The sequence below is a fragment of the Fictibacillus sp. UD genome (assembly GCF_043558025.1).
Classification (GTDB): Bacteria; Bacillota; Bacilli; order Bacillales; family Fictibacillaceae; genus Fictibacillus.
In genome coordinates this window covers 166,511-182,389 of record NZ_JARUHH010000006.1, presented here as the reverse complement: position 1 = coordinate 182,389, position 15,879 = coordinate 166,511, and the positions used below count along the sequence as shown (strand labels likewise).

General features: G+C 42.4%; 18 protein-coding genes and 1 riboswitch. Of the genes, 7 read left to right on the top strand and 11 right to left on the bottom strand.

Annotated elements, in window-relative coordinates; translation table 11 throughout:
* Positions 1–78 precede the first annotated feature (78 nt).
* Positions 79–270: a hypothetical protein gene (locus tag P8610_RS12250; RefSeq protein ID WP_394604608.1), complete on the top strand. Its 192-nt coding sequence runs from the start codon at positions 79–81 to the stop codon at positions 268–270.
* A 53-nt stretch (positions 271–323) separates the two neighbouring features.
* Here P8610_RS12250 and P8610_RS12245 read toward each other — a convergent pair whose 3' ends face one another.
* The 9 genes from P8610_RS12245 to P8610_RS12205 form a co-directional block, all read right to left on the bottom strand.
* Positions 324–2,255 (bottom strand): vWA domain-containing protein, encoded by a 1,932-nt coding sequence (locus P8610_RS12245; RefSeq protein ID WP_394604607.1) that lies wholly within the window; start codon positions 2,253–2,255, stop codon positions 324–326.
* A 65-nt stretch (positions 2,256–2,320) separates the two neighbouring features.
* On the bottom strand, positions 2,321–3,205 hold the full coding sequence (locus tag P8610_RS12240) for an ATP-binding protein (RefSeq protein ID WP_394604606.1): 885 nt from the start codon (positions 3,203–3,205) through the stop codon (positions 2,321–2,323).
* A 202-nt stretch (positions 3,206–3,407) separates the two neighbouring features.
* Positions 3,408–4,172, bottom strand: coding sequence for an HAAS domain-containing protein (locus tag P8610_RS12235; RefSeq protein WP_394604605.1), 765 nt, complete (start codon positions 4,170–4,172; stop codon positions 3,408–3,410).
* On the bottom strand, positions 4,169–4,501 hold the full coding sequence (locus P8610_RS12230; protein WP_394604604.1) for a PadR family transcriptional regulator: 333 nt from the start codon (positions 4,499–4,501) through the stop codon (positions 4,169–4,171). Before P8610_RS12230 ends, P8610_RS12235 begins: the two co-directional genes overlap by 4 nt.
* 332 nt (positions 4,502–4,833) lie before the next feature.
* Complete coding sequence (locus P8610_RS12225; protein ID WP_394604603.1) at positions 4,834–5,568, bottom strand: YdcF family protein; 735 nt, start codon at positions 5,566–5,568, stop codon at positions 4,834–4,836.
* A gap of 86 nt (positions 5,569–5,654) precedes the next feature.
* Positions 5,655–6,143 carry a hypothetical protein gene (locus P8610_RS12220; RefSeq protein WP_394604602.1) on the bottom strand — a complete coding sequence of 163 codons (489 nt, stop codon included), beginning with the start codon at positions 6,141–6,143 and terminating at the stop codon, positions 5,655–5,657.
* A 35-nt stretch (positions 6,144–6,178) separates the two neighbouring features.
* Positions 6,179–6,261: riboswitch (cyclic di-GMP riboswitch) on the bottom strand.
* Positions 6,262–6,483: 222 nt separating this feature from the next.
* Positions 6,484–7,923 (bottom strand): sodium/pantothenate symporter, encoded by a 1,440-nt coding sequence (gene panF / locus P8610_RS12215; RefSeq protein ID WP_394604601.1) that lies wholly within the window; start codon positions 7,921–7,923, stop codon positions 6,484–6,486.
* Positions 7,920–8,213, bottom strand: a complete 294-nt coding sequence (locus P8610_RS12210; protein WP_394604600.1) for a YhdT family protein — start codon at positions 8,211–8,213, stop codon at positions 7,920–7,922. Before P8610_RS12210 ends, panF begins: the two co-directional genes overlap by 4 nt.
* A gap of 185 nt (positions 8,214–8,398) precedes the next feature.
* Positions 8,399–8,989, bottom strand: a complete 591-nt coding sequence (locus tag P8610_RS12205; protein ID WP_394604705.1) for a spore coat protein — start codon at positions 8,987–8,989, stop codon at positions 8,399–8,401.
* Between the two features lie 410 nt (positions 8,990–9,399).
* Between P8610_RS12205 and P8610_RS12200 the strand changes: the two genes are divergently transcribed.
* The 3 genes from P8610_RS12200 to P8610_RS12190 all read left to right on the top strand — a co-directional run bounded on the left by P8610_RS12200 (position 9,400) and on the right by P8610_RS12190 (position 10,922).
* Positions 9,400–9,960 (top strand): transposase, encoded by a 561-nt coding sequence (locus tag P8610_RS12200; protein WP_394604599.1) that lies wholly within the window; start codon positions 9,400–9,402, stop codon positions 9,958–9,960.
* A gap of 234 nt (positions 9,961–10,194) precedes the next feature.
* Positions 10,195–10,365, top strand: a complete 171-nt coding sequence (locus P8610_RS12195) for an aspartyl-phosphate phosphatase Spo0E family protein (RefSeq protein ID WP_082820769.1) — start codon at positions 10,195–10,197, stop codon at positions 10,363–10,365.
* Positions 10,366–10,487: 122 nt separating this feature from the next.
* Positions 10,488–10,922 carry a hypothetical protein gene (locus P8610_RS12190; RefSeq protein WP_394604598.1) on the top strand — a complete coding sequence of 145 codons (435 nt, stop codon included), beginning with the start codon at positions 10,488–10,490 and terminating at the stop codon, positions 10,920–10,922.
* A gap of 22 nt (positions 10,923–10,944) precedes the next feature.
* On the opposite strand, the gene P8610_RS12185 is transcribed toward P8610_RS12190, so the two are convergent.
* The gene (locus P8610_RS12185; RefSeq protein WP_394604597.1) at positions 10,945–11,892 is read right to left on the bottom strand and encodes a nucleoside hydrolase; all 948 of its coding nucleotides are present in this window, start codon (positions 11,890–11,892) and stop codon (positions 10,945–10,947) included.
* 76 nt (positions 11,893–11,968) lie between these two features.
* Positions 11,969–12,382, bottom strand: coding sequence for a thiol-disulfide oxidoreductase DCC family protein (locus tag P8610_RS12180; RefSeq protein WP_394604596.1), 414 nt, complete (start codon positions 12,380–12,382; stop codon positions 11,969–11,971).
* A gap of 123 nt (positions 12,383–12,505) precedes the next feature.
* On the opposite strand from P8610_RS12180, the gene P8610_RS12175 reads away from it, so the two are divergent.
* From P8610_RS12175 to P8610_RS12165, 3 genes are all read left to right on the top strand, one after another.
* On the top strand, positions 12,506–13,165 hold the full coding sequence (locus P8610_RS12175) for a DUF975 family protein (RefSeq protein ID WP_394604595.1): 660 nt from the start codon (positions 12,506–12,508) through the stop codon (positions 13,163–13,165).
* Between the two features lie 269 nt (positions 13,166–13,434).
* Positions 13,435–15,054, top strand: coding sequence for a hypothetical protein (locus P8610_RS12170; RefSeq protein WP_394604594.1), 1,620 nt, complete (start codon positions 13,435–13,437; stop codon positions 15,052–15,054).
* 5 nt (positions 15,055–15,059) lie between these two features.
* Positions 15,060–15,755, top strand: a complete 696-nt coding sequence (locus P8610_RS12165) for an OmpA/MotB family protein (protein WP_289494125.1) — start codon at positions 15,060–15,062, stop codon at positions 15,753–15,755.
* Positions 15,756–15,879: the final 124 nt, after the last annotated feature.

The following is a 15,879-nucleotide window of genomic DNA, read 5'->3' as shown; positions in this document are numbered from 1 at the left end:
TTCGGGTGCTAATTTTTATTTCTTTCTTAATGTAAAGGCATTTTGACCGATATTATCCATATTAGGGGAGGTTTGGCGATGGAACACTGGCTGTCTTTTCGGATTCCGTTTGATATCATTTCAATTTATATTTTGCTGGCTGCTTTTATTATTGTCGGCATATTCTCAAGCCTGCTTCGAACAGCCTTACCAGAGTGGTCTGTCAGGATTTTTAGCTACACGGGGTTTGTTGGCGTGATCTTTGCTTGGCTGAAGCTGCTAGAGTATTAATACATACATAAAAAAACGCCTGGGGTTGTGATGCCCCTGGCGTTTTTGGTGTTTTATAAAGATTTAAAAAGCAATTTACGCAGTACAGGCATGAGGTAGTCCACAAGTTCCGCAGCACTTGGTACAACAACGTTTTGCGGACCGTAAATGTTCTGCATCAGCTTCTCTTCTTCCTCTGTTATTTCTCCGTTTGCTATAAACATGCCGATCGTTTCGATTCCGAGTTTTCGAGTTCGAGTAACCGCTTCGTGCGTATCGAGCACACCGTGCGTTTCGTAATCAAAGGCAGCTGGCTCACCGTCTGAGAAAACGAGCAGAATTTTTTGCTGCTCCAGCCGTTTTGTGAGCTCCTCACCCATTCGCCGGATCGAATAGCCGTCACGATTGTCTTCTTGCGGCTCGAGCTGGATGATGGATGCCCCTGACTGATGAAGTGAATTTCGGTAGGAGATCACCTCATGAAAGTAGTTCGGCTGGTCGTTCGTTGTAGCATCAGCAGCATCTTCCCAAAAACCGACGACAGAATGCGGAATTCTGAGCGCTTTTAGCGTTTCGTGAAAAAGAACGATACCCTTTTGCGTCTCTTCCATCTTGTTGAACATGGACGCTGAACAGTCTACGAGCAACGTGAACGTTGTGTCGAGTTCATGCTGAGATTCTTGTTTCTTTCGGAAAAGTCTTGGGTTCTTGTCGGTTGCTAGTCTTGTAAGCTTCTTCCCAAGTCTTCCAAAATGCAGATCTTCTCTTGGTGCTGTTCGCTTGTGCTCCATCGTTTTTAAGAAGTTTTGTTTGAGCTGCGAGACGAACGGAGCAATTTCTTGGTTGTATTCATCGTATTGCGCAATTTCGTCTGGTGATGCTTGTTTTGCAGGAACAAAGTGTTCGGTTACGTTTTTGTTTACTTCCCCGTATGGAAAATGGTTGACAGAGTCGGAACCAGTTTGGTTGTTGTCGGTTTCGGCTTCGTGTTCGTTTTCGGTGTTGAAGTCGTTATTGTCCGTCGACTGCGCGCTCGTTTGGACCGATCCAAACACCGCATCTCCACTTTCGGCCTCCCTCGCACCTTCTCCTAATAAATCCGTGTTTGTCCCTTGATCGAGATCCATTTGTAAAAATGAATCCTGGGGGTCAGATGTTTCATCGTGCCAGGACGAGTGTGATTCTTTCTCTTGATCGTCTTCATCCTTTTCGGAATCATCATCTTTAGTAATTGTTTTCTTCGTTTTTGTTTCGTTGTTGCGTGTTAGGTCGTCAAAATCCTGTTCGTTTTCTTGAGTTGTATCTGTGTGTTTCGACTGATCGCTGAAACTGCGGTAAGCGGTTTTCATGTCTTTCAGGTCAGTGTATGCTTGTATGATTTCAGCCATTTGGATGATAATTGCAGCAATGTTTTGTGTTGATTGAGCTGTCGTTAGTTTTGTGAGCAGCGGTCGCAGCTCTTGGTAGAGTGCTTGCGTTTCTTGCGGCACCGTCACAAAGCGTTTATTGGCTAAAAGGATGATATGACAAAAAAGCGCGTCGAGTTCACGCTTTTGCTGAATATGTTTTCGGTACTCCCGATTGTAGTGCACCTGGAATGTTTCTTTACGCAGCTTAAACGCATGTATCATCCCCGGCCGGTCATATGTACAGATCTGTTCTAATCGGAAGTCTTCCGCGAATAGAAGGACCTGCTTGAGAAATTCCCGGTGCGGATGGGATTTCAGCTGCTGAAGCGTGTTCCAAATCACGTGGTCATCCGTATGAAATTGCGTTCCGTAGCTGCGCAAATACACGTCCGATTTCCAGCCTTCCAGCTGAATGTCGCGCGGGTATGGGTTCCAGAATTGGCTGACGTGAGTGACGCCGCTTTTTCGTTCAAGGTACGAGTGGTACGAGAACGAAACATCCATTTTATCCACTTTTGAGAGTGAGCGTGAAAGATCGATCAGTTGCATGTGAACAAAAGAATCGATCTTTGTATCCGCAAATATTAGGAATTTCATCTAGGGAAAACCTCCAAAATCGTCGTGGGAAATAAATTGTGTGGGGTCAGACCCCATTTCCCAGCTTACGCAAACAGTGTCGCAGCCACGTTGGAAACGAGGGCGCGTTCGCGGGCATCTTCGAGCTTGTCGGCGATAGCGCGCTGGATGGCGCGCTTCGCCGGCAAGTAGACGGAGAGGTCGGCCGCATCTAGCAGTGCGCGGATGGATGCGGCGTCCTCGGACAGATGGCCGGCTTTCGCCTGACCGATAAGGTCAGATGAAAGCTGGACAAACTTCGAGAGAACGTCTTCGTCTTTTTGCTGAGACTGGTTTTTAAGCATTTCTTTTAATGTATCACCTTGAATATAAGGCACTTCGATCACAACGAAGCGATTTTTTAACGCCTCATTAAGCGGCACCGTTCCGATGTACCCTTCGTTAATTGCAGCGATGACATTGAATCCAGGCTGCGCTTTTACCACTTCACCAGTAAACGGATTTGCAATCGTACGGCGGTAATCGAGCATTCCGTTTAGAATCGGGAGCGTTTCTGGTTTTGCGATGTTGATCTCATCGATGTAGAGAAAGTGTCCGTTCATTGCCGCTTTCGTTACAGGTCCTGGAATGAACTCAATCTCTTGCTTTCCCTCGTTGTAGCTTAATGTTTTGTGGCCGAGAAGAGCTTCAGCGTCTAAGTCAACAGAAGCGTTCACTTGATGAAGCGGCTGTCCGAACACGTTTGAAAGCAGCTCGGCTAGCTTCGTTTTACCCGAACCAGTCGGTCCCTTTAACAGGACATTTTTTCCTAATGCCAGTGCGATCACAGCATCTTCTATAAGTGAAGCGTCAGGCGCTGTGTAGCCGCGCTCACCAATCAATTCTTTATATACATCCGGCAAGTTTTCTAATCGTTTCGTCGCCTCTTTCTGCAGCTTTTCTTTTATTTCAATCGGAATTTGAAGATTCATATCAAAAATCCTTTCTATTTCGATGATCTGTTTCAAGATCACCTTATCTATCAACAGTATTTCCACTAATTAGCTGTGTAAAGCCTTACACAATGTAACATTGTAAGCTTTTTCAGTGCAAGTGGCGTGTTTGATGGTAAACATGCAAGTGCAATTGCATCACAAAAAAAGCTGATCAAAAGGAATCAGCTCTCATTTCAAATCATGAAGTTTCCTTAGATTTTTTCACTGTGAACGCGTAGTAAGTTGCGAACACCACAACCATTATCGATAACGTCATGATTCCCTTCGTTTCTTTTTCAAATGAAGTCATACCAATCAGAAATTCAGGTACAAACAAAATGACAGGTATGACAATCGTAAACCACGTTTTGCTCCATAAAGCGATTCCGATAAAAATTCCAGCTGCAAGTATTGCTGCCACAATATTTCCTGTTGTTCCTAGGTCAATTACTGATGGCGTATTGTATGCTTTGTTTGCCAGCAAAAGTCCTAAAAAGAGAGCGAATGGAAAACTTCCTAACAAGAAAAAAATTACTCCGTTTTTAACTTTAGAAAGCTCTCGGCTAGCTAAGAACTTGAAGGTTTTCATATATAACAGAGTTAGAAGCAAGCATGCCACAGGATATCCGATGACTTGAAGAAGCGAATATTGCACTCCGCCTCTGATGGCATCTCCTAACAGCACATAAGCAAAGACCCCTAGTACGATCACTGGAAAATACGATAACCATTTGAAATCAAACGACATCTCCTCTGATAGCTGCTTCATGTATACTTTTGGCGAGCTTCCGACAATATGCTGAACGGATTTGCCGCGCTTTTCCGCTTCCATCAGATGATCTTCTAATTCTTCTACGATTTCATTAATCTCGTCGTCCTTTTTACCACTTGAGAATAAATAAAGTCTTAAGTTATCTAAAAAATCCTGACTTTCTGCCGTTAACGTATGTTTTGGCGCATTCATTTTTCGCTTCCTTTCTTTTGCAAAATTTGATCCACTGATCGGCTTAACTGACTCCATCTTTCAATAAAAGCCTCTAGCTCTTCTTCACCTTTTTTCGTAAGTGAATAATACTTTCGCCTTGGACCTGCCGTCGATTTCTTTAACGTTGTGGTTACGAGTTCTTCTTTTTGCATCCGAATTAATAGCGGATAGATGGTTCCCTCACTCGTTTGTTGAAAACCGTAAGTCTCCAGCTTTTCAGCTAATTCGTAGCCATACACTTCACCTTCTTGGATAATAGCTAACAGACATCCATCGAGAATCCCTTTTAACATTTGAGTGTTTGACATATAGGTGCACCTCTTTTCACTACCTTGTATTACAAGGGTATTGAACAAAAAAGAATGCCTTGCATGACAAGATATACCAATAGTATATGCAGAACTAACTTGTATTGCAAGGTATTTGTGTAAAATAACTCCAATATTATTTTTCTTTCTTCATAAGCTCTACCACATGAGGTTTCGGATCCCAGCAATTGAACTGGTACTGTGGTTTTGTCTCAAAACCAAGACGTACGCAGTGATAACGCATACCTTGGCTCGTTTTTTCCGGCTTGAAATTTAAACATGTCGCGCAGCAATGATACTTACTTTTATCCATAATCGTTAGCCTCATTCCTTTAACGGTCGGTAAAATAACTCTTTATGATCGCCATATATTCCCGCACGTGCGCTTGAGGAACTGATGAGATTCTGAGCGGTGATCCAAGACCCTCAGCTTCAATTCCAACACGTTTTGCAATCATCTTTGTTCGAAAAAGATGAAAATCACTCGTAACGACTAACAATTGATGATCGGCACCAATCATTTCCTTCGTATATAAAAGATTTTCGTACGTACTGGTGGCTTTTTCTTCAATCTGTATGCGTTCAGGCTCAATCCCATTCTCTACTAAATAGTTTTTCATGATCGTGCCCTCACTCGTTGTTTTTCCGAATCCAAGCCCGCCGCTCACGATAAAGTTAACATTTGGATGGTTCTCGGCATAAGCGAGCGCTTGATCCAGCCTTCCTTTAAGAACAGCACCAGGTCGGTTGTTCTTTGTCCCGCCGCCAAGAACGAGGATGGAGTCTATCTTTCCTGAGACCTTCCCCGGGTCAGTATTAGCAGATGTCAGAATAAGAGTTTCTAGAGTGGCGGCAAAAAGCAGGCAAAGCACCACAATTGTCACAGTTGTTTTTTTATAGGTTTGAAAAAGTTTCATAGCCGTATTGTGTCGATAATAGATGATGAAAAGAAACGCACCTAAAAGGAAGAAAACCGCCAAACCCATGTCCATGTTGGTCGTTTGGATGAGCATAGCCGTTGCATACACGAGAAAAATAATACTAAGTGCTAAAAATAGTTTTTTCATAGATTTCTCTCCGTTCATCTATTTCTATATTCTAGGATATCAGAAAAAGAAAAAGAGCGGAGAATGAAGACTCCGCTCTTGGAAATTTATTTGGTGTTTTTGTTTTTTTCAATCTCTTTTTCAATCTCGTTTGTAATGTTAGCTTTTATGTCAGTGGTTGACTTAGTAGCAGCATCATTCATTTCTTGTTTCTTTTTCGCCATTGCTTCCTCTTTCTTCTTTGTTACTTCAGCCATTTCGCTGTTGTAGTGGGACTGTATTTCAGTCTTTTTGTTTGTGATAATCTTTTGTTTCTCATCTTCTAGCTCTTGTTTAGCACCTGAGAAGATAGAAGCAATGCTTGTGCTTAGATTCTTCAATAGTGACTTTTCTTCATCCTGAAGAGCTTGATCTATTTCTGGCTTATAAGTGAACGAAACGATCTGGTTGTAGAGATAATCAGCAAGTTCCGGCTTTGCAGCAAATGCAGATGTTGAACCCACGCCTAATGCCAAAGTGGATGCTAAAACAATTTTAGGCCATTTCTTTCCTGCCTTTTTCTTTGCACTGAATTTTTCTTTTCGAGAGATTTCCATAACAAAATACCCCTTCCTTTATATATAGAACTCATAAAGAAAGCGGTCGGTTGCGCTACTAGCTTCAGTTGTCCCAAGCGCCCACATACAGAACAACCTTCACAGCTCCACACTATCTAATTATATTCTGATACTAAATTACCACCAGCTCCATTCACTGTAAATGGGTATTTAGTAAGTTATTACTAAATTTTCATTTTAGTAGGATTTTATTTAAAGATTCTATTATAGGTTTTGTATTGGAGGTATTTATTTGGGTAATTTTTTAAATCCCATTTTTAGAATTTCATTTGAGAACAAAAGAAAAACGACATTGTCCACCTCCAGTGGACAATGTCGTTTAGAATGTATTTGTCTGGGGTCTGTCCCCCTTTGTGAAACTCCCCACAATGTAGGCAAAGAAGGATAGCACGATTGGCATTACAACCGTATGCATGCCCCATAGGTTCGGATAGTTCAGGTGCAGATACATATAAGAGCCAACTCCGACGAGTATAGATGCGATCGCTCCGTTGGCATTTCCTCTTTTCCAATACAGCCCCATAACAATTGGCCAAATGAAGGCTGCTTCTAATCCACCGAATGCAAAGAGATTGAGCCAAATCAGCAAGTCTGGCGGATGAATGGCCATCGCGAACACACTTAATCCGACTACAGCTGTGATACCGAAGCTTAGTTTTTTTACAAATTGCTCTTCTGCATCTGGCTTGATGTAATTGATATAAACATCCTTTATAATTGCTGAGCTGACGAGCAGTAGCACAGAGTCAACCGTTGACATAACGGCAGCAAGCGGCGCAGCCAAAACGATCCCTGCCAACCACCCTGGCAGTACCTCGAGTGCCAATAAAGGCATTACTTTATCCGGCACCTCGATACCAGGAAGGACTACTCTTCCAAACACACCAGCTAAGTGCATGCCTAACATAATGAATCCCACAACGAATGTTCCGATGATCATCGCTCGATGCATGGCTTTTGCGTTTCGGTAGCTCATCGCTCTAACCGAGATCTGCGGCAATCCTACGACACCCACACCAACCAAAATCCAAAATGATGAAACATAAAGAGGTGTAAGGGATTGATCAGATCCGAACGGCGAAATGAGATTTGGGTTTTCCGCTCTTAACTCACTCATAATGTTTTCGATTCCGCCACCTGCTATAATCGTTCCTGCTAGTATGATGACCGTCCCGATCACCATGACAACGCCTTGGATCGCATCTGTAATCACGACAGCTCGAAATCCACCTGCGATAACATAAACGAGGACAGAACCCGAAAAGATAAATAGGGCTGTTGTATAGGATAACCCGGTGAACGACTCGATTAGCCTTCCTCCGCCCACCCATTGGGCAGCCATCGCTGAAAACAAGAAGATAACAATGCTTAACGCTGACAATATGACGACCCACTTGCTTTCATAACGCGCTTTTAAAAAATCAATAAGTGTAACTGCGTTTATCTTACGAGCCACTATCGCAAACTTTTTTCCGAGGACGGCTAGTGTAAAATAACCTGTCACAAGCTGCGCCATAGCGAGCAATACCCAGCCAAGCCCTAATTGATAAGCAGCACCTGGCCCTCCAATAAAGCTTGAAGCACTACCATAAGTGGCCACCATCGTCATAGCGAGCACAAAGCCGCCAAGTTCTCTGCCTGCTAAAAAGTAATCTTGTAAAAAAGAAGGTCCACTTTTTATATGACGAGAGGTGTAAATACCAACTAGAAAAACAAGGATCAAAAAGAACGCTAAAGGAAGGATCACATCCCAGTTCATCGAACATCGCCCTCCTCTTTTGGCCCTGAATCTTCTGTATCAAACGGAACTTCTTTGAAAAAGAACTTCACCATGATATATACCAAAACGGTAAAAACAATAAATCCTATAATACAACTGTAAAAAAACCATGCAGGAAATCCAAGTATGTATGTGTACTCTTTAACAGGACGTCCACCTAGACCGTAAGCAAACGCATACCACCAGATAAAGTTTAAGATAGCGAGCACAGTACCCATAATGGCTTCTTTGTTTGAGACTCGATATCGCCAGTCCGTTCCCTTTTTCATTGCCCAACCCCCTGGAGTTTCAATACATAAAATAAGTCCACTCATTACTATGGCAAATTCATTTCACCTTGTCGAGTTCTTTCGACTTTAAAGAACATTTCTATTCCTACTCATGATATCCCTGTTTACGTGACAATATAAAACGAGCACCCTTTTTAAGGTGCTCGTTTTCAATGATTATTGAGTTATTGAAGCGGTGGTTGTGTCTGTTGTGACGGGGCATAAGCGTTCAGCATGCTCGTCATATCTTGTTGGTTGAGCTGTGGAACTTGATAATAATGATGCTTATTTTGCCAGATTGACAGCTCGTAAGCCATCTCTATCCAGTTCGGGATTCCGTCTGCTAAAACACGTCTCATAACGGGATTGGTAACTTCTAAGGTCGCCATCGCTCGTAAAGATGCATTGGACTTTAATGTTCCTAGGATAAGGGATGAAACAGACTCATCATTTAATTCGGTCACGCTTTGAATCGGTTTTTTAGGCTGCGCTGGCTTTAATCCGTATACAAAGTCATTGTCTTGCTTCATCATATAAGACTCTGTTTTGTGAGCTGGATTTGTTCCTGTTTGAAAAGCCTGCACACAAGCATTGTATTCTCTTGAAATATACTGATAGTGGCTGTTCAGCATCGTTTTTAATTCCGGATCCTGCACGTGACCACCGCACATCGTGTATAGATTTAATGTAGAAACTATGCCACTCAGCATTTCATGAACATCAAACATCTCATGACCGCCATGGTTGAGTTGAGCAGGTACTTGACCAGTTTGCATGTTTTGATGGATGAATTCGGGACTGTTAGTTGCTGCTGGCTGCTGGCTTTGATTCGGGTTTGGTTGATTCGATTGATTTGGATTCAAAATGTATACCTCCGTTAAATAAAATACGGGGTTATTTTGTGTAGTTATAACCTAGATATTCGTTTTCTAGCTATTTTTTCGGAAAAATTTCCGGGGAAATTTGATAAGAAATGCTATAAACGCTGTACTTTCGACAAAAACATTGTGAATTTTGTTTCGGAAAATGTATAACTTTGCGAAAAGGAGTGATTCGAACCGATTGCATTCCCGCTTCCTTCTGGGGTTTTACTCAAAAACAATAAGGGAAATAAATTGTTTGGGGTCAGTCCCCATTTCCCACATACGGCTATCAGCAAGTATAATAGAAGTACAACTGAAAGGAGGTGAAAATTATTCCTAGATCACCCCGAATTTGGTACCCCGATGCTGTTTATCACGTGACGACTCGCGGAAACCGCAGGGAACCCCTATTTTATTCCCATCTGGATTTCCACCGCTACTTAAAGATCTTAAGTCACTGTGTTAAAAAGCACGCTGTCGAGCTCTTCTCTTATTGCCTCATGACAAACCATACGCACCTTCAAATTCTGTGCAGCAAGTCCCCACCTGGAGAATTCATGAAAGAACTAAATGAAACGTATGCCATGTACTTCAACAATAAATATGAATTAACTGGCCATGTATTTCAAGGACGCTACGGAGCAGAATTGATCGAAGAACGTTCGTACCTTCTAGATACGAGCCGTTACATTCATCTAAACCCTGTGGCCGCAGACCTTGTTATGTTTCCTCTCGAATACCCTTGGAGCAGTTACCGATATTATGTGACCCAATCGGTTTGCCCTTTCGTAGACACCTCAACCATCCTTGGACTTTTTCAAGATTCAAAAACTCAATATCGAGATTACGTAGAAAGTAAGATATCACCAGCAGTTGAGCTGTAAATCGGATGTAAAATTACACTCTATCAATGAAAGAAAGTCAGTCACAGCAAAGAAAAAGCCGATTTTGTCTTTCTGTGAAAGACAAAATCGGCGAATGTGTAATTGTATGGGGTCTGTCCCCCTATATGTGTAAAAAAATAATAGACTTGACACAAAATATGGTATATAATATTTACAAGATTTACCGATATTAATGGTGCAGAAGTGGTTATTATATTAGAGGGGGAATGGACCATGAGCCGAAGCAATGCTCTTGTCTTAACTACAGAGATAGACGCCATTCGCACGACCATGTATGAGGTAAGCAAAAAGGTTAATAGTCTTGCAGATCCGCTTCTTGTTCAGTTAAGTCAGATTTTAGATGAGAAATTAAACAAACTGGATCAAATTAAAGATTGCGCATAGATATTAAGCATACACACATTTAATTCAAAAGTTAACCGAGGTCTTGTCTGCATGGATAGGAAGCTCGGTTTTTTATTGATTGGTTTACTCTTAAACTTATAACCGCTGATTGGGGTAATACTTTGAAAACGAAAACCTATGTATCCCTTGCTATTTCTATAGTATTTTTGCTTTCTTTATATTTTATCTTTACGCCAAACCAAATCAGTTTTAAGGAATTAGAGCTAAATAACCTTTCACCTGAAACTCACAAGTTAATTATCCGTTCAACACTTGAAAAAGAAAGCGCGTATCTCTTTTTCTCAAAAACAGATAGCCAGAAATCCATCTATTTTTATTTTGACCGAAACGACAACAGAAACTTGTACAGCTATCCAAAGGCTACTCTAGTCAGCCAAAAGGATAAACTTCAGATCAGAATAAATAATCAAGATGCCTATCATGATGCGGACGCGAAAGATAGATTATTACTAGAATTTGAGCATCAATCTTTTCCGAAGCATATTGAAGTCCTATACAACAACAGAAAAATACAGCTGAAAGCTATTACATACTAAAAATTGAGTATACACCACCAGATCATGTAAACGTTTCACCCGTCATCACGCTCATAAAATCTCTAAAAAAGTAGTTATAATCGAAATCAAACGCGATGCGATGTTTTTTTTCTTGTTCGCCAAATTGTACATACGGCCTGACATCTGCAATACTTTGACCTCTGGCAGTGGTGCCGTCTTGCAGCACAATATGTACAGGAAGCGTCCTATACGTGAACATATCTTCCCTTATGCACGCCATTAAGGTGATTGCATCGTGAACCGGACTTCCTTGAATATTTGGGATGCGGCTTTTATAAAAATTATAATAAAAATCCAGCACCGGTTTGATGATCGGTGCTTTACCTTTGTAATCAATATAGTTGACCATTTCTGGGGTAACAAGCGCCCTGTCTGTTACGTTCAATGGGATGATGGTTAAGTTTTTTGCATATTGCAGAACAATCCTTACTGCGATGGGATCGGCGTGAAAGTTTGCTTCTGACACTGCCGTTACGTTACCAGGAACCCAAAAAGCTCCGCCCATTATGTAATAGGCTTTTACTTTTTTCATAAGCGATTGATACAAAATAAACATCGTTGCGAGTGAAGTAAGTCTGCCTGCATTTACAATGATAAGCTCACCCTGATATTCTTCGATGATGTTCACGATCTCAAAGAAGTTTTCGATCACTCCGCTATTCGTTTCGGGCTCTATCGGGCCTAATCCATAGACTCCATGAACCTCAGGATAAAAAATGGGCTGTTCCCCTGTCATCGGAACTTCTGCTCCGCCGATTATTTTCACTTCACTTGGGAAGTTGAATACTTTTGCAAGATATTGTACATTCGCAATCGTCTGCTCTCTGGACACATTTCCATAGTCCGCAACGACCCCTACGATATCTATTTCGTTGCTTAAATAGGCATATGTTAAGGCGACTGCATCATCAATCCCCGCGTCTCCAAAGAGCAACACTTTTTGTCCCATTGCACGAATCCCCTTTTTAGGCTTTTGTTTTATCCTATTAGGCGATATGTTGTCTTATGAAATTTGGCAGTAAAAACTATTGTAAAAACCTATTTTTTAGGTCAGGCGTTGGAATCATACAGCTATCCTTTTTACCAAACCACCTATAGCGATTTTTCGCTACTTTTTTATATAAGAAATTCCGAAGAGGCTTTGGTACGATAACGAGAACTTTTCCAAGGTTAAATGGAAATTTTAAAAACTGGGAGGTTGCGAATACAGCATCGGATTCTGTATAAACTTTTCCGTCCTTTATTAAAATAACGGAATTGGTATGCACAGGATCTATATTGTATCGAGAGAGCAACTTTTGCCCTGCTTCTGATTGAATAGCTGAAAACTTTAGCACACTGCTCTTTTCATGTTTGAGAATAAATTGCACGCTACTATTGCAAAGATTACATATTCCATCAAAAAGAAGAACAGCCTCTTTTCCTTTCAAATTCTCCACATCCACCCCTCCCTTTTACGAGTGCCTTTTCTTCAATCTTACTATTAATACCTATCAATATCATCTTTCTCTCTTACATCTCGTAGTATAATTAGAGGACAGATCTAGAAAGGTGATTGCATCATGAAAAATAAAGAAATCAAACAACAGGCTCGGTTGCAGCTAAAAGGACAATGGGGTGCAGCAGCATTATTAACTCTGCTATTTGCTTCGATTTATTACTTCATCCCGTTAATTATTGAAATTAATTTAAGTGGCGGCTTTAACGCATGGGTAAACAAGCCTGAAGGTGCCGATGGACCTGCTGTAAGTACATTTGTCATTACGCTTGTTTTACTGCCGTTATATATCGGATATTTATGGACCTTTTTATCGGTCTTTCGCACTGGTGAAAAAATTAAGTTTTCCAGCCTCCTCCAAGCATTTTCCGAAATCAGTATGTACTTGAGAATTCTCGGAACGTATTTAGTGATGATGGTGTATATGTTTCTGTGGACACTTCTTCTTGTGATACCAGGAATTATAAAAGCATTCTCGTATTCGCAAACATATTTTGTATTAAGAGACCACCCGGGGATCGGCATCAACGCAGCGATCACAAAAAGCCGCAAGCTGATGGACGGGTATAAGTGGAGATTTTTTGTCCTGCAGCTAAGCTTCATCGGCTGGGGAATTCTATGTTTACTTACTCTCGGGATCGGATTCCTTTGGCTTTCACCTTACATCACCGCGTCCTATGCTGCTTTTTACGAGAACTTGTTGAGACAGCAAGAAGGGGCATAAATATTAGGAAAGGTAGCAGTTAGCTGCCCTATTAGGTTGTTGGATTGACGGTAATGAGTGTGTGGAGTGCTGAGAGTGGAGGGAGTGGAACGGAACTTGGAAGAATACAATAAGCTTAAGAATAAGCCCCTGTTTTGTCCATATCAGATGGACAAAACAGGGGCTTTTGTATTTGTTTGGGGCCAGACCCCATTTCCCTAAATATTTCCCACTCATAGGACATATCTATCAGTAAGGACAATCAGACAAGACATCTAAGGGGTGGCATGATGGATCAACTTACTGTAATCGTCGTCGGGGTCATTGGGTTTCTCGTATTTATGGGTATCGTCGGATATACGCAAACGGCTTACCACTTACGCAAGTGGACTAAAGAGCTGCAGCAGATCGAGAACAACAAAGATCAGCAGCCTTACTCCCACTGGCTGCAGCGTGTCACATCAGATTACAAGCAATTTCATCTCGCTGGTGTGCCGCAGCTTAACACACAAGCGCTTATCGAAAAGCACCTATACAACGAACGCATTCCGCTGCTCGGAATTTTCAGAGTACCGGTCGGAAATATACAAAAACTGCTGAACCAGCTTCCGTCTTTCACCATCATTCTCGGTGTGCTCGGAACCTTCATCGGCCTAACGCTCTCACTGCTATCGATGCAAGACACGCTCATGACGCTCGGCACTCAGCCCGCCGACTCCAACCTCACACTTAACTCAATCATCTCATCACTCACTGCACCGTTTGAAGGGATGAGCGTTGCCTTTTTTACAAGTATCGCTGGAATTGGAGCTGCACTCTTCTTGAACCTGATCCAGTCAGGCTTTTTCTCTCAGGGCACTTCCCTTTCTTACATGCAAAATAAACTTTTAGCCGATTGTGAAGTGTATCTCGATCACAACATCAACAGCGATCTGATCAACGACAAGCCGCAGGATTCGGTTGAACGTCTGCTTGACCGCCTCGCTGCAAGAGTTGAATCATCGTTCGATAAAACACTTGGCGAGTTCGCGTCTCAAATGGTTAATTTTACTGCAGGTCTTCAAAAAGCGATGGAAGACGTGAACGGAATATTTGAAGCACAGCGTGAGCACTCTGAACGGTTCGCAGCATCCACCACACAGCTCGATCAGTTCGGCCAGCGTTTTAACGAAACAACGAAAGAACTTGGCACGATACAAAAAACGGTCGATACGAGCATCAACGCACTCGCAAAAAACATTTCCTCATTCGAACAGCAGCTAAAAACAAGCAACGACCGCCACACACAAGGTCAGCAAAAGTTCGAGCAGCTTATCCAGCGCTCTGATAAAATGCTGCAAGAAGCACAGCGCCGATCGGAAGAACACGCACAATCGATGCTTCGCGGCATGCAAGAACAGCTTCAGCATTACCAAAATCAGCATGATGCACTTGAAAATCGTCTCGCCCAAAAACAAGACGAATGGCATTACCGATACTCTGAAAAACAAGGAGAATATGGCCGGGCAGCAGCGGACTTCGCGTCAAGCGTCGGACAGCTTGAAAAAAGCTTTTATTCCGCTGTTGAACACATCAAACGTGATTTTACAGACCAAGTACGAAACGTCATGGATAGCCAGAGCCGCCAGCTCGCTTCTACCCTGAACAATTCTCAAAACCAAAACAGCCGTGATGATGATATGCGTGAACTCGCACGTACACTCGAAAACCTGCACCACGGCTTAACGCGAAGCATCACCGACAACAACCGTACGCTCTCAGATATGTACCACCTCATGCAGCGCATCTATCAAGCTGCCATGAACCAATCAAACCAAGTGGTCTATGAAACACGCAGTCCACGGGCAACGGAATATGTCGATGACGAGCGGATGCCTGAGGTCTCTCCGCAAAATTTTAGGAGACGGTGACCGGTATGAAGGCGCGCAAATCCTACTACAACGACGACAGCCAAGAAACGAAAGAAATCTTCTGGCCAAGTTTTACCGATATGATGGCGATGATGGTGCTCGTCATGGTCTTTATCGCGATACTTGCCTACGTGCAGAGCATTTACAACGCTTATGACCAGGCGCAGATCAAGCGTGAACTCGGTCAGGTGGCTGAGGTAAAGAAACACATCTCTGACCTGATTCAAAAACAGCTAGAAGAAAACGTTGGAAAGGATAAGATCATCCGCGGTCCAAACAACACGATTTCGGTAGAGGGCAACATCCTTTTTGATACAGGAAGTGCTGAGATCTCCGCAAAAGGAAAGCAGGTTCTCGATCCACTCGCTGATGCACTCGCTGCGATCATCGAGGAAAAAGACATGAGTCAGTACCTTTACATCATTTTAATTGAAGGCCACACCGATTCTGTTCCGTACGACAACTGGTCCCTCTCTACCCAGCGTGCGGTGGCGGTTGTTGATTATCTCGGAAAAGCGAATCCGAAACTTGCGAAAAAAGAGTACGCGCAATACTTGGCGGCAACAGGATACAGCGAATATAAGCCGATTGCAGAAGGAAACTCAGCTGACGCTCTGCAAAAGAACCGCCGAATCTCGTTTCAGATCATATTGGATGACGACAAGTGGCAGAGCAAGTTGAAGGAGATTGTTGAACAATAAATCGATAAAAATGCTAGAAGCTGGCTTAAAGGGTAGCTAAACTAACCTTTTGAGGCCAGTTTTTTTATTTTTCATTGTGAATGGATGCCCTGAATGTCCTACTGTGCGCGAATTTGGGAACTTC

What these genes read in the sequence shown, in the direction of transcription:
- P8610_RS12250 (WP_394604608.1), top strand. Translation starts at nt 79, where the DNA reads ATGGAACACTGGCTGTCTTTTCGGATTCCGTTTGATATCATTTCAATT.
- P8610_RS12245 (WP_394604607.1), bottom strand. Translation starts at nt 2,255, where the DNA reads ATGAAATTCCTAATATTTGCGGATACAAAGATCGATTCTTTTGTTCAC.
- P8610_RS12240 (WP_394604606.1), bottom strand. Translation starts at nt 3,205, where the DNA reads ATGAATCTTCAAATTCCGATTGAAATAAAAGAAAAGCTGCAGAAAGAG.
- P8610_RS12235 (WP_394604605.1), bottom strand. Translation starts at nt 4,172, where the DNA reads ATGAATGCGCCAAAACATACGTTAACGGCAGAAAGTCAGGATTTTTTA.
- P8610_RS12230 (WP_394604604.1), bottom strand. Translation starts at nt 4,501, where the DNA reads ATGTCAAACACTCAAATGTTAAAAGGGATTCTCGATGGATGTCTGTTA.
- P8610_RS12225 (WP_394604603.1), bottom strand. Translation starts at nt 5,568, where the DNA reads ATGAAAAAACTATTTTTAGCACTTAGTATTATTTTTCTCGTGTATGCA.
- P8610_RS12220 (WP_394604602.1), bottom strand. Translation starts at nt 6,143, where the DNA reads ATGGAAATCTCTCGAAAAGAAAAATTCAGTGCAAAGAAAAAGGCAGGA.
- panF (WP_394604601.1), bottom strand. Translation starts at nt 7,923, where the DNA reads ATGAACTGGGATGTGATCCTTCCTTTAGCGTTCTTTTTGATCCTTGTT.
- P8610_RS12210 (WP_394604600.1), bottom strand. Translation starts at nt 8,213, where the DNA reads ATGAAAAAGGGAACGGACTGGCGATATCGAGTCTCAAACAAAGAAGCC.
- P8610_RS12205 (WP_394604705.1), bottom strand. Translation starts at nt 8,989, where the DNA reads ATGCAAACTGGTCAAGTACCTGCTCAACTCAACCATGGCGGTCATGAG.
- P8610_RS12195 (WP_082820769.1), top strand. Translation starts at nt 10,195, where the DNA reads ATGAGCCGAAGCAATGCTCTTGTCTTAACTACAGAGATAGACGCCATT.
- P8610_RS12185 (WP_394604597.1), bottom strand. Translation starts at nt 11,892, where the DNA reads ATGGGACAAAAAGTGTTGCTCTTTGGAGACGCGGGGATTGATGATGCA.
- P8610_RS12175 (WP_394604595.1), top strand. Translation starts at nt 12,506, where the DNA reads ATGAAAAATAAAGAAATCAAACAACAGGCTCGGTTGCAGCTAAAAGGA.
- P8610_RS12170 (WP_394604594.1), top strand. Translation starts at nt 13,435, where the DNA reads ATGGATCAACTTACTGTAATCGTCGTCGGGGTCATTGGGTTTCTCGTA.
- P8610_RS12165 (WP_289494125.1), top strand. Translation starts at nt 15,060, where the DNA reads ATGAAGGCGCGCAAATCCTACTACAACGACGACAGCCAAGAAACGAAA.